We start from the raw sequence: 13,145 nt of genomic DNA, 5'->3' as shown, positions 1-13,145 counted from the left end.
GGTGCCTCGCTAAGCGTTGCGCTCTGCCGTCTCAGTGGGGTCGCATTATAGGGAGATCCGAAAACAGATCAACCCTTTTTTGAAGAAAACTTGAAATAAATGACTGTTCGCTGGATATTTGAACGATAGGTGCTAAAAACACAACATAACTATCAATTTATTAACAACAAACACGTAACTTAAGCTTTTAACCGTTATATCTACTTGAATAAGCTTTATTAAAACACTCGCAACTAAGATGATCATAATGATCACTAGCAATAATTTACCCGAATCGATCCCATATATAACAAAGTCAGGAAAATAAGACGCTGCAGCTAGCATACTGTTAATGTTACTACGGTGAATTGAAGTAGGTAAGAGTGATACCACAGTATTAATAAAATCACGGCTATTAATAGTGCTTACCTGAAGGTGGCTTTTGTGTATATGTATTATCAAAGCCTTAATATAAGTAGGAGTTACTGTTGCTCTATTTTAGGCAAAAAAAAGCCCCGCATTTGCGAGGCTACTATTTATGCTACACCGTATTGATCCCGGTAAGCTTTTACCGCGGCTAAATGCTCATCCATAGTTCCTTGGAGCTCTAGGTAACTAATTAAATCAGCCAATTTAACGATAGAAGTAACTTGGGTATTAAAGTCACGTTCTACTTCTTGTATAGCAGAAAGCTCTGCTTTACCTTTTTCTTGACGATCAAGTGCAATTAAAACACCACTTAAATCTGCGCCATTATCCGCAATTATTTCCATTGACTCGCGAATAGCTGTACCGGCGGTGATCACATCATCAACTAACATGATCTTACCTTTAAGCTCAGATCCAACTAAGCTACCACCTTCACCGTGTGCTTTTTTCTCTTTACGGTTAAAACAATAAGGTACATCTTTATTATAATGATCAGCTAACGCAACTGCGGTTGTTGTTGCAATTGGAATACCTTTATAAGCAGGACCAAATAGTACATCATATTCAATTGCTGCATCTTCAAGTGCCGCTGCATAAAAGCGACCTAAGCGCGCTAAGTCACGACCTGTATTAAACAAGCCCGCATTAAAGAAGTAAGGGCTTGTACGGCCAGACTTTAAGGTAAACTCGCCAAACTTTAATACCTGCTTTTCTAAAGCAAACTCAATAAACTCTTTTTGATATTCTTTCATTGCCAGTTACCTATTTATGCTAGTGCTTGCTTTTGTACATCAATAATTTCACGAATTGAATGCTTAGCGAGTGTAAGTAGCTCATCAAGTTCGTCAAACGAGAAAGGTTCACCCTCAGCGGTTCCTTGTACCTCAATAATTTTACCGGTTTCAGTTAAAATTACATTCATATCAGTTTCAGCGTCAGAATCTTCTAAATACTCTAAATCGCTAATCGCTTGGCCTTTATATATACCAACAGAAATAGCAGCGATCATATGTTTAAGCGGGTTTGAGTTAATCATCCCTTTTGCACGCATATACGTTAGTGCATCAACTAGCGCAACGCATGCACCGCTGATAGACGCTGTACGTGTACCACCATCAGCTTGGATTACATCACAATCAATAGTAATTGTGTTTTCACCGAGTGCTTTTAGATCGATTGCTGCACGTAAAGAGCGAGCAATCAGACGCTGAATTTCCATTGTACGACCGCCCTGCTTACCTCGCGTTGCTTCACGACTATTACGTGTGTGTGTTGCGCGCGGTAACATGCCATATTCTGCGTTTACCCAACCTTTACCTTGGCCTTTCATAAAGCGTGGTACGCCAGCCTCAACTGTCGCAGTACAAAGTACCTTAGTGTTGCCAAACTCTACCAATACTGAACCTTCAGCATGCAAAGTGTAGTTACGTGTAAACGTAACCGGTCTAATTTGATTAGGTGTTCTTTCGCTTGGACGCATTGACGATCCCCTTAATTCTGAATTTGCCACATTATATGTTGATGTGAATACAGATGCCATGTTGATTTATATTAAAGTGTGTTTAAAAAATACTCAGCAGTGTTAAATTTTCTTTAGAGCTTGGGCAGTGTTACGGTATAATAATCGTAATATTGTATTTAAAAATGTAGGAAAACATCCATGATCCACAGTATGACAGCTTATGCGCGTCGCGAAATAAAAGGCGAATGGGGCACTGGCACGTGGGAAGTTCGCTCAGTGAACCAACGTTATCTTGAAACCTTTATTCGTGCACCAGAGCAATTTCGTGGCATGGAACCCGTTATCCGCGAGCGTCTGCGTAAGCACTTACAGCGTGGTAAGGTCGAAGTTTTCTTAAAGTTTGTAGCGAACCCTGCACATGTGGGTGAACTATCAATTAATCAATCTCTTGCTGAGCAATTAATTAACAGTGCTAAGTGGGTTCAACAACAAAGCAATGGTGATATTAATCCTGTTGATATTTTACGTTGGCCTGGCGTTATGGAAGCGCAAGAAATTGATATGGATAGTGTAAATACGGCACTCATTACTGGCCTTGACCAAGTAATTGAAGACTTTAAATCTGCACGTGGTGATGAAGGTGCAAACCTTGAAGAAATGATAGCTACACGATTAACCGCCATTTTAGAACAAGTTGATATCGTTGAAGCACACATGCCAGAAATTACTAAATGGCAACGTGAAAAGTTAGTACAAAAACTTGAAGATTTAACAACAAATATTGATGAGTCACGCCTTGAACAAGAACTGATTTACCTTGCACAAAAGCAGGATGTAGCAGAAGAGCTTGATCGTTTAAAGTCGCATGTTAAAGAAACACGCAAAATTTTGAATAAAGGTGGCGCTTGTGGTCGTCGTTTAGATTTTATGATGCAAGAGTTTAACCGTGAAGCAAATACCCTAGCCTCTAAATCAATCAACAGCGACATCACCAATGCTGCAGTTGAGCTAAAAGTATTGATAGAGCAAATGCGTGAGCAAATTCAGAATATTGAATAACGCATAATGCTTTTTGGCTCACTTGAGCACAATTAGCTAAATAAAGTATAATAGTTGTAATTAAAGGCTTGAGTTATTTATAACTCAAGCCTATTTATTTTAAAAATAGAGATCATAATGGCACACTCTCGCGGAAACTTATTCATTTTATCGGCACCTTCTGGGGCGGGTAAATCTAGCTTAATAAATGCATTACTGAAAAAGCATGCTGATATGAAAGTATCGGTATCGCACACTACTCGCGCACCGCGCCCTGGTGAAAACAATGCAGAACATTACCATTTTGTATCAGTTGATGAATTTAAAGCGCTGATTGCCAAAGATGATTTTTTTGAATGGGCACAAGTATTTGACAATTATTACGGTACTTCTAAGCAAGCGATTGAAGAGCAACTCGCCGCAGGTATTGATGTATTTTTAGATATTGACTGGCAAGGCGCTCGCCAAGTTCGAGAAATAATGGACGACGTAAAAACTATCTTTATTCTTCCGCCATCAAAACAAGAACTAGAGCAACGTTTAAATAATCGCGGCCAAGACTCTGCTGAAATTATTGCAGGTCGAATGGCGCAAGCTCAATCAGAAACCTCTCATTACAACGAATACGACTATGTTGTAGTGAATGATGATTTTGATACTGCTCTATGCGATTTAGAAACCATAGTAATTGCACAGCGATTAACGCTAAAAGCACAAACAACACGTCATCAAACTTTAATTAATGAGCTGCTCAAGTAATCTAAATTACGATTAATTTTCGGTTCATGCCTTAAAATAGATAAAAATTAACCACTGGCTATTGGCGAAACTTGCTGCGTGCAGTAAACTACGCCTTTGCTTTTAAATTATTTTGGAGTGCTAAGATGGCTCGCGTAACAGTTGAAGATGCAGTAGATGCAATTGGTAATCGTTTTGACTTAATTTTAGTTGCGGCCCGTCGTGCCCGCCAAATTGCTGTTGGTGGTAAAGATCCACTAGTAGATCCTGAGAACGATAAGCCGACAGTTGTTGCTTTACGTGAAATCGAACTTGGTTTAGTTGATAATTCTTCAATGGATGTTATTGACCGTGAAGAACAACAACATCAAGAAGCGGCAGAACTAGCTGCTGTTGCTGCCATTGTTGGTGGCAACCAATAATCAACCGCCCGGTCTGATTTAGCTAACGGCATAGTTTTTCAACTATAGCCGTTGGCAATCCTTTGTTTTCATCGTATATTCGTAACTTATCCTAACTTATTTGCTTCACGAGAACATTGGAGTGTGAATGTATCTTTTTGAAGGTCTTAAAAAGAAAATCTCAAAATACTTGCCAGCAGACGATGTTGAGCTAGTTCAAAAAGCCTACGTGGTAGCCCGAGAGGCTCATGAGGGTCAAACTCGTTCAAGTGGCGAGCCTTACATTACTCACCCCGTTGAAGTCACTCAAATATTAGCAAGCATGCATCTTGACCATGAAACGCTCATGGCAGCACTCATGCATGATGTGATTGAAGATACCGATTTTAGCCAACAAGATTTAGCTGAAATATTTGGTGAAACAGTAGCAGAACTCGTAGAGGGTGTGAGCAAGCTTGATAAATTGAGCTTCAAAGATAAAAAAGAGTTCCAAGCTGAAAACTATCGAAAAATGATTATGGCAATGACCCAAGATATTCGGGTTATTTTAATCAAGCTAGCTGATAGAACACACAACATGCGCACATTAGGCGCACTTCGTCCTGATAAACGCCGCCGTATTGCTCGTGAAACCCTTGAGATTTATGCACCAATTGCTAATCGCTTAGGTATTCACGATATAAAAAATGAGCTAGAAGATTTAGGTTTTCAAGCACTGTACCCTATGCGTCATCGTGCACTTAAATCGGAAGTGGCTAAAGCGCGTGGTAATCGCAAAGAAGTTATTTCAAATATTCAAACTGAAATTGAAGCTCGCCTTGAAGAATCTGGCATAAAAGCGACCGTATCAGGCCGTGAAAAGCATCTATACAGTATTTATAAAAAAATGCTCAACAAAGAGCTGCTGTTTAACGAAGTCATGGATATTTACGCATTTCGTATTGCAGTAGACTCTATGGATACCTGTTATCGCGTACTTGGTGTAGCTCATAACTTATATAAGCCAATTGAAACCCGCTTTAAAGACTATATTGCTGTACCAAAAACTAATGGTTACCAATCATTACATACTTCTTTAGTTGGCCCGCATGGTATTCCAGTAGAAATTCAAATTCGTACTTTAGATATGGATCACATGGCTGATAAAGGGGTCGCAGCTCACTGGATGTATAAAAAGTCGGGTGATAATGCGGGTCATACTGCACAACAGCGCGCACGCCAATGGATGCAAAGCTTATTGGAATTACAACAAAGCGCAGGTTCCTCGTTTGAATTTGTAGAGAATGTAAAAACAGAGCTATTCCCAGAAGAAATTTATGTCTTTACCCCAGATGGTCGGATTATTGAACTTCCTATGGGTGCAACAGCGGTTGATTTTGCTTATGCCGTTCATACTGATGTAGGTAATACTTGTGTCGGTGCACGTGTGAACCGCAAGCCTTATCCTTTAAGTAAAGCCATTGATACGGGGCAAACAATAGAAATTATTACCAGTTCAGGCGCTCACCCTAACGCAACATGGCTTAACTTTATTGTTACTGGCAAAGCACGCTTAGGCGTACGCAACTACCTTAAAAGTCAACAGCATGAAGAAGCGTTATTACTTGGTCGTCGCTTACTTGACTCAGCGCTAGGGGAAAACAAATTTGATAACCTGCCAGCTGAAAATATTACACGAGTGCTTGAAGAGCATGAGCTTTCCTCTACCTTAGAACTGCTAGTAGAGATTGGCTCAGGTAACTTAATGAGTATGCTGATTGCTAAACGCTTGTTACAAAACGACAATGATGATTTAAACGACATCGCAAAGCGTGCCAAGGCAACTATTATTGGTACCGAAGGCATGTTGGTTAATTATTCTAAATGTTGTCGTCCTGTACCTGGAGACGCTATTACTGCCCATGTTAGCCAAGGTAAAGGTTTAACCGTTCATCGCCAAGAGTGTAAAAATATTCGTGGTTGGGAAAATGATCGTTCGAAATACCTAGTCGTAAAATGGGATGATAATCCAGAAAAAGAATATATAGCGACTTTAAGAGTAGAAATCATTAACCACCAAGGTGCGCTGGCTAAATTAACCAATGTGGTCGCCACTACGCAGGCCAATATTGTAGAAATAGCTACCGATGAAAAAGAAAGTAATTTATACGTGATAGACTTAGGGATCACAGTTAAAAACCGTATTCATGTCGCCAATATTATGCGCCGCATACGTGTTATGCCCGATGTACAAAAAGTCTATCGTAAAAAATAAAATAGGAACATCATGAATAAAGCATTTATATCAACGGATAAAGCACCTGCAGCAATTGGTACATATAGCCAAGCAGTAAAAGTGGGTACAGCTGTTTATTTATCAGGGCAAATACCACTTGTCCCAGAAACAATGGACGTTATTTCTGAAGACTTTAGTGAGCAAACACATCAAGTATTTAAAAATATCAGTGCGGTTTGTGAGGAAGCTGGCGGTTCTATTCAAGACCTAGTAAAAGTTAATATTTACCTTACTGATCTTTCAAACTTTGCCATTGTGAACGAAGTTATGAGCCAATATTTTAAACAGCCTTACCCTGCGCGTGCAGCTATTGGCGTTCGTGCACTCCCTAAAGGTGTACAAGTAGAAATTGACGGCATTATGGAACTTCCTTCAACAAACTAACCTCTATAAGCTATGAGCGCCGCTCATAGCTTTTATCCCATTCTATAGCTACACTTTGATGAATTCTTGACTCAAAACTAAAATTCTAGCACTCTGTAATCACGTTATTTTATTAAACCTTACTTTTGTAGTAGAAAAGGATAACTTGTGTTTAAGCTTGCTCATAATGGCAATGTATTGCTCGATACGAGTAAATCTGCACCCACCAGTGCTGCTTTTATCATTGAAGCAATTGAACAATCGCCTTACAGCGAGTGTGAAATCGATCATGACGCCATAAATAACTATTTCAGTAGTGCAACACCTGAACGAATCTTAGTCGTTGCAACACGCCACGATGCAACCTTAATCGTTGAAATCAGCGATGATAAAATGCTAGCCACTGGCACGCTCACTCTCGCCAAAGGTGGCGCAACACTCAGTTTTGATGAAGCTAAAAAAGAATTAGTGAAAGCGCATGTTGCTAGAGGTTATAAACAAGCATTTTTAGAGCAGCTTTTACAAAAGCAATTTGAGCTTCCTCCGGGCTCTGTAGTTAGCGGACCACTCGCTAAAGGACGTTTACCTACTGACGGCCAAGATAGTAAATTTAAAGCCATGGTTAAAACCTTAAAAGACCGCCTTAAAACACCCAAACTAAAAGAAGATGGTAGTGTTGATATGCGTGATTTTGGTAAATTAGCAAGTGTTAAACCGGGTGAATTACTAATCCAGCAGCAACCTGCTACTCCTGGTCAAGAAGGGTTTACCGTGATAGGTGATGTTTTACCAGCCAAACCAGGGCAAGTTCATGCCCTAATTGCAGGTGAGGGTACTGAAATATCAAAAAATAACCCGATGGAATTACTTTCAACTATTGCCGGCGTGCCTGTTGAAATAAATAACGGAATGCGTGTTGACGATATTTTCACTGTTAACGATGTGTCTGTAAAAACAGGCCATATCGACTTTGAAGGTAGTGTAATAGTTAGTAAAAATGTAGAGCCAGGGATGAGGATAAATGCAACAGGTGACATTACCGTTTTTGGTACAGTCGAATCTGGAGAATTAACCGCCGGTGGCGATATACTTGTAAAACAAGGGGTGATTGGCCATCAAAAGCCTGAAGATAAATCACTGTCTTGCAGAATAATTTGCGCAGGTGATGTGCATGCCTCACACTCTCAATATTGCTACATTGAAGCTAACAGCATATTGCTTGACCGCCAAGCCAGCCACAGCTCAATGAAAGCAAAAAATATAATTCAAATTGGTCAATCAGAACTACCTAAAGGAAAGTTATTTGGAGGTGAAATTTTAGATGCCACTAAACTAATTGCCGGAGAAATTGGTAACGAATCAGGGGCTAAAATGGCAATTAATTTAGCCGCTTCAGCTACTCAAATGACCAAAGATATTGATAGATATTTTAGTGAATTAACAGCTGCAAATGAACAGGTTGATAGCTTACAAGCTGCATTAGAAAAAGCAGATTTAATTAAAGATGCTGATAAAAAAAGCGAGCTCATGAATAAGATTGGATCAACTCAGATACATCATAGTCAACAAGCTGAACAACTAGAAAAGCAGATAGCGAGTTTAGAGCAAAAACTAAATACCATGCTCGATGAAGCCATTTTAACCGTAAATACCGTTTTACATTCTGGAGTGGAAATCCATATATTCAATAAGTTACTTAAAACAACTCGTAACTTTCCACCAAGTAATGTTAAGTTAGAAAACAATAAAATAGAAATTGAGTTTAAAACTTAATTATAAGGGGCTGTTAGTAACAGCCCCTTATTCTTTATAGTAAGCCGTCTACACTGTCATAGGTTTGCGCTGGCCACACACCTACCTGCACTTGCCCTATGTGTTGTTTTTGTAATAACAGCATAGCCAAGCGAGACTGACCAATACCACCACCAATTGTTTGAGGAAATTTACTTTCTAACAATGCTTTATGCCAATCAAACTCTAAACGGTCTTCGTCACCGGTAATTCCCAATTGAGCTTGCAAAACTTCAGGGCTCACTCGAATTCCCATAGATGATATTTCGAAAGCATCTTCAAGAATTGGATTCCATACTAAAATATCGCCATTTAATCCCATATACTGATCACATGTTGGTGTTGACCAATCGTCGTAATCTGGCGCTCTCACATCATGAATTTTACCATCACTTAATGCTCCGCCAATACCAATTAAAAACACAGCACCATATTCTTGAGCAATCGCTTTCTCACGCTGCTTAGCGCTAAAGTCAGGGTACATTTTACGAAGCTCTTCACTGTGTACAAAAGTAATTTTAGCTGGCAAAAATGCTCTTAAGCCAAAGCTTGCACTAACATATTGTTCAGTGGCTTTAATACCTTGGTAAATTGTTTCAACCGTTTGCTTGAGAGTAGATAGCGAACGCTGCGTACTTTCACAAATAACTTGCTCCCAATCCCATTGATCAACATAAACAGAATGGATTGGGCTTAGTGAATCTTCATCAGGTCGCAACGCTTTCATTTGCGTATAAATTCCCTCACCTTGTGAAAAGCCATATTCACCCAAGATTTTACGCTTCCACTTAGCAAGAGAATGCACCACTTCGTAACGGCTATCTGCAATCGCTTTAATATTCACAGCCACGGCGTTCTCGTGCCCACTTAAGTTATCCTGTGTACCGTCGCCTACTTTAGCTAAAATAGGCGCTTGAACTTCAATTAAGCCCAGTTTTTGTTCTAATTGCTGCGAAAAGAACTGCTTAACTTTACTTATTTGCTGCTGCTGCTGCACATAATGTGAACTCATAATAATTGGCCTCATTCCCAGTTATTGTATTTACTACTTAGCGCACAATCACGCTTCAATGAGGTTATCGTAACAATTAAACTATTTAATTCAATATCCCATAATAAAAATAGCTTTACGATATTAAAACCATTAAAAAAGTGGTATAAAAATAACTAATACCATAATTAAAGACGGTTAAATCTATGGAAAATTATCAAATCGATAATCTTGATAAACAGATTCTGCATGCATTAATGGATAATGCGCGTACACCTTATGCTGAATTAGCAAAACGCTTTAGTGTAAGCGCAGGAACAATTCATGTGCGAATCGAAAAAATGAAACATGCAGGGATCATCACAGGTACTCAACTAACCATTAATACAAAGCAATTAGGTTACGATGTGTGTTGTTTTATTGGTATTAATTTGAACAACGCGCGCGATTATCCGCAAACACTTATAAAATTAGAATCATTAGAGGAAGTGGTCGAAGCATATTACACCACTGGTAATTACAGTATTTTTATTAAAGTAATGACCCGCTCTATCGATCATCTACAAGATGTATTAATCAATAAAATACAGGCAATAGAAGCCATTCAATCAACCGAAACCCTGATCTCATTACAAAACCCGATTAGTCGAACAGTGGTGCCTTAAGGTGAAAAATCTCGTATAATTTGCCGAAAAAGAGGACTCCCATGCAGCAAACTCGTTACCAAAGAATTGAAAGTGTACTTTCACGTCGTCAAACCGACCTTACCGTATGCTTAGAAGACGTACACAAACACCATAACTTATCAGCAATTGTTAGAACGGCTGATGCCGTTGGTTGTCATCATGTGCATGCCGTGTGGCCAGAAAAACAAAAGTGGCTAACCAATAATACCTCAGGTGGCAGTAAAAACTGGTTAGACACACATCTTCACAGAAACATAGATGATGCCGTTGCGAGTATGCGTACTCATAATCCTGATGTACAAATTTTAGCGACGCATTTAAGTGAAGATGCTGTCGACTTCAGAGAAATTGATTACACCAAACCTACTGCAATTATTGTCGGTCAAGAAAAAACGGGGATTTCTCCACAAGCCTTAAAGTATGCAGATCAAAACATCATTATTCCAATGCAAGGCATGGTGCAGTCGTTAAATGTATCCGTTGCAGCAGCCCTAATTTTATTTGAGGCGCAGCGTCAACGTGATCTAGCTGGTTTATACAATAGAAATATGCTGAGTGAAGAAATTAAGCACCCAATGTACTTTGAAGGCTGCCACCCAATTATTGCAAGGCGATGCAAACAAAAAAACCTACCTTACCCTGCTCTTGATGAAAACGGCGAAATTGTTGCTGATGAACAGTTTTGGCAGGCGTTAAAACATACTTGATGCATATACAGTGTATCAGTACACTTAACTTACTAAATAATAATAATTGAGCCTACATTGTCTAAACCTAGCTTAAGCCAATACCCAATCACAGAACTTAAAGGCGTTGGTCCTAAAATGGCTGAACGGCTTTTAAAGCTAGGTATTAGTACAGTACAGGACATGCTATTTCATTTGCCGCTTAGGTATGAAGACAGAACCCGTATTTATACAATTAGTGAGTTGACCCCTCATAGCCACGTAACTGTTCAAGCAACCATTGAAACCAGTCAAATAACCTTTGGAAAGCGGCGCATGCTGGTTTGCCAAATAAATGATGGTACAGGTAGGTTAACACTACGATTTTTTAATTTTACCGCAGCACAAAAAAATGCATTTAGCACAGGCAAAATAATTCGTTGCTTTGGCGAAATACGTCGCGGACGTATTGGCTTTGAAATGAGTCATCCTGAATACAGTATTAGCGACACTTTTGAACAACAACCAACATCATCAACACTTACGCCAGTCTATTCAACAACCGAGGGGTTAAAGCAGCTCTCTATTAGGGCGTTGAGTGAACAGGCAATAGAATTACTTCAAAAGTATGCAGTAGAAGAGCTACTTCCCCAACAATGGCAACCATCGCAACTACCGTTAAGTGATGCGTTATTATTACTGCATCGCCCTCCTAATGATGTTGATATAAGTGCGCTTGAGCAAGGGACTCACCCAGCTCAGCAGCGGCTCGTATTTGAAGAATTACTGGCGCAAAATCTCAGTTTATTAAAAGTAAGAGAACAAGGACAACAAGTTAAAGCCGTTGCACTTGAGCCCACTAATTCATTAGAAACACAATTTTTAGCGCAATTACCCTTTGCGCCAACCAATGCACAAAGCCGTGTGGTATCAGAAATTAAAGCAGATATGCAACACGCTTACCCTATGATGCGACTTGTCCAAGGGGACGTTGGCTCTGGTAAAACACTAGTCGCAGCACTGAGCGCGTTAACTGCGATAGCAAAAGGCTACCAGGTCGCATTAATGGCGCCAACAGAGATATTGTCAGAGCAACACGGAATCAACTTTTCTAGCTGGTTTGAAAGCCTTGGAATAACGGTTGCTTGGTTAGGTGGTAAAACAAAAGGTAAAGAGCGCGTAAGTACACTTGCAATGATCGCCTCAGGTGAAGCGCAAATGATTATCGGTACTCATGCGTTATTTCAAGATGAAGTAAAATTTAACAATCTTGTACTTATCATTATTGATGAGCAACACCGCTTTGGGGTTCATCAACGTTTATCACTGCGTGAAAAAGGCCGCTTTGGTGATTGTTATCCACATCAGCTAGTAATGACAGCAACTCCTATACCACGTACGCTGGCGATGACTGCCTATGCAGACTTAGAAACCTCAGTGATTGACGAATTACCACCTGGGCGGACTCCTATCACTACAGTTGCGATTCCTGATACTCGTCGAAATGACATTATTAGTCGCGTAAAACTTGCCTGTAACGAACAAGGTCGACAGGTTTACTGGGTATGTACACTAATAGACGAGTCTGAAGTACTACAATGCCAAGCAGCGGAAGACAGTGCATTACAGCTAAAAGAAGCATTACCTGAGCTTGTTATTGGCTTAGTCCATGGGCGAATGAAAGCTACGGAAAAGCAAGCCATTATGAGCGACTTTAAAGCGGGTAAAATTCATGTACTTGTGGCAACAACCGTGATCGAAGTTGGGGTTGATGTGCCTAATGCGAGTTTGATTATTATCGAAAACCCTGAGCGCCTAGGTTTAGCACAGCTTCACCAACTACGTGGCCGCGTAGGCCGTGGAGCTACGGCATCTCACTGCGTGCTTTTATACCATGCACCACTTTCACATACCGCTCAGAAACGGTTAGGAGTACTGCGCGATAGTAACGACGGATTTGTTATCGCAGAACGTGATTTAGAAATACGCGGCCCAGGTGAAGTTCTTGGGACCAAACAAACCGGCTTAGCAGAATTTAAAATTGCAGACTTAACAAGAGATAAGCAAACCTTAAATCAAATTAGACCCATAGCACAACAGATGTTGAAGCAATATCCTCAGTATGTAGACCCTCTCATTCAACGCTGGTTAGGCAACAAGTCAAATTACGCACAAGCTTAGTAACTTATTCGCATAAAGCCACATATTAATTTTCCCAACTAGTTATTCCCTATACCACAACTATTTCCCTACACCTTGCTCCTGTGTTTTCACTTTCCTGTAGACGTAAAAAAGCCCGACTCTTGAATCGGGCTTGCTTGTATTTA

The 13,145-nt window shown here is 39.9% G+C and carries 12 protein-coding genes; 9 read left to right on the top strand and 3 right to left on the bottom strand.

From position 1 onward, the window contains the following. Positions 1–515: 515 nt before the first annotated feature. The gene (gene pyrE / locus CWB78_RS17335; protein WP_054202965.1) at positions 516–1,160 is read right to left on the bottom strand and encodes an orotate phosphoribosyltransferase; all 645 of its coding nucleotides are present in this window, start codon (positions 1,158–1,160) and stop codon (positions 516–518) included. Between the two features lie 14 nt (positions 1,161–1,174). After that, complete coding sequence (gene rph / locus CWB78_RS17330; protein WP_008111261.1) at positions 1,175–1,888, bottom strand: ribonuclease PH; 714 nt, start codon at positions 1,886–1,888, stop codon at positions 1,175–1,177. 180 nt (positions 1,889–2,068) lie between these two features. Here rph and CWB78_RS17325 point away from each other — a divergent pair, with 180 nt between their 5' ends. From CWB78_RS17325 to CWB78_RS17300, 6 genes are all read left to right on the top strand, one after another. Further along, positions 2,069–2,929: a YicC/YloC family endoribonuclease gene (locus CWB78_RS17325; RefSeq protein WP_138596695.1), complete on the top strand. Its 861-nt coding sequence runs from the start codon at positions 2,069–2,071 to the stop codon at positions 2,927–2,929. A gap of 117 nt (positions 2,930–3,046) precedes the next feature. Then, positions 3,047–3,667 (top strand): guanylate kinase, encoded by a 621-nt coding sequence (gmk, locus tag CWB78_RS17320; protein ID WP_010392962.1) that lies wholly within the window; start codon positions 3,047–3,049, stop codon positions 3,665–3,667. A gap of 125 nt (positions 3,668–3,792) precedes the next feature. After that, positions 3,793–4,068 carry a DNA-directed RNA polymerase subunit omega gene (gene rpoZ / locus CWB78_RS17315; RefSeq protein WP_008108220.1) on the top strand — a complete coding sequence of 92 codons (276 nt, stop codon included), beginning with the start codon at positions 3,793–3,795 and terminating at the stop codon, positions 4,066–4,068. A gap of 127 nt (positions 4,069–4,195) precedes the next feature. Further along, complete coding sequence (spoT, locus tag CWB78_RS17310) at positions 4,196–6,301, top strand: bifunctional GTP diphosphokinase/guanosine-3',5'-bis pyrophosphate 3'-pyrophosphohydrolase (protein WP_109875868.1); 2,106 nt, start codon at positions 4,196–4,198, stop codon at positions 6,299–6,301. Positions 6,302–6,313: 12 nt separating this feature from the next. Beyond that, positions 6,314–6,706, top strand: coding sequence for a deaminase RidA (gene ridA, locus CWB78_RS17305; protein ID WP_010392969.1), 393 nt, complete (start codon positions 6,314–6,316; stop codon positions 6,704–6,706). Positions 6,707–6,853: 147 nt separating this feature from the next. Next, positions 6,854–8,458, top strand: a complete 1,605-nt coding sequence (locus CWB78_RS17300; protein WP_109875869.1) for a flagellar assembly protein A — start codon at positions 6,854–6,856, stop codon at positions 8,456–8,458. A gap of 34 nt (positions 8,459–8,492) precedes the next feature. Here CWB78_RS17300 and asnA read toward each other — a convergent pair whose 3' ends face one another. After that, positions 8,493–9,488, bottom strand: coding sequence for an aspartate--ammonia ligase (gene asnA, locus CWB78_RS17295; RefSeq protein WP_138596693.1), 996 nt, complete (start codon positions 9,486–9,488; stop codon positions 8,493–8,495). Positions 9,489–9,673: 185 nt separating this feature from the next. Here asnA and asnC point away from each other — a divergent pair, with 185 nt between their 5' ends. Genes asnC through recG form a run of 3 tightly spaced genes read left to right on the top strand, consistent with a single transcriptional unit; the run spans position 9,674 to position 12,999 of the window. Next, a complete protein-coding gene (gene asnC / locus CWB78_RS17290) occupies positions 9,674–10,132 on the top strand; it encodes a transcriptional regulator AsnC (protein ID WP_008108204.1) in 459 nt (152 codons plus the stop codon). Between the two features lie 41 nt (positions 10,133–10,173). Beyond that, on the top strand, positions 10,174–10,860 hold the full coding sequence (gene trmH, locus CWB78_RS17285) for a tRNA (guanosine(18)-2'-O)-methyltransferase TrmH (RefSeq protein WP_138596691.1): 687 nt from the start codon (positions 10,174–10,176) through the stop codon (positions 10,858–10,860). A 57-nt stretch (positions 10,861–10,917) separates the two neighbouring features. After that, entirely contained in the window at positions 10,918–12,999 is a 2,082-nt protein-coding gene (gene recG / locus CWB78_RS17280; RefSeq protein ID WP_138596689.1) for an ATP-dependent DNA helicase RecG, read from the top strand. Positions 13,000–13,145 lie beyond the last annotated feature (146 nt).

The sequence above is a fragment of the Pseudoalteromonas sp. S1612 genome (genome assembly GCF_005887175.1).
In the GTDB taxonomy this organism is placed as follows: domain Bacteria; phylum Pseudomonadota; class Gammaproteobacteria; order Enterobacterales; family Alteromonadaceae; genus Pseudoalteromonas; species Pseudoalteromonas undina.
The sequence above is the reverse complement of the archived record's forward strand: the minus strand, read 5'-3'. Positions and strand labels throughout refer to the sequence as shown.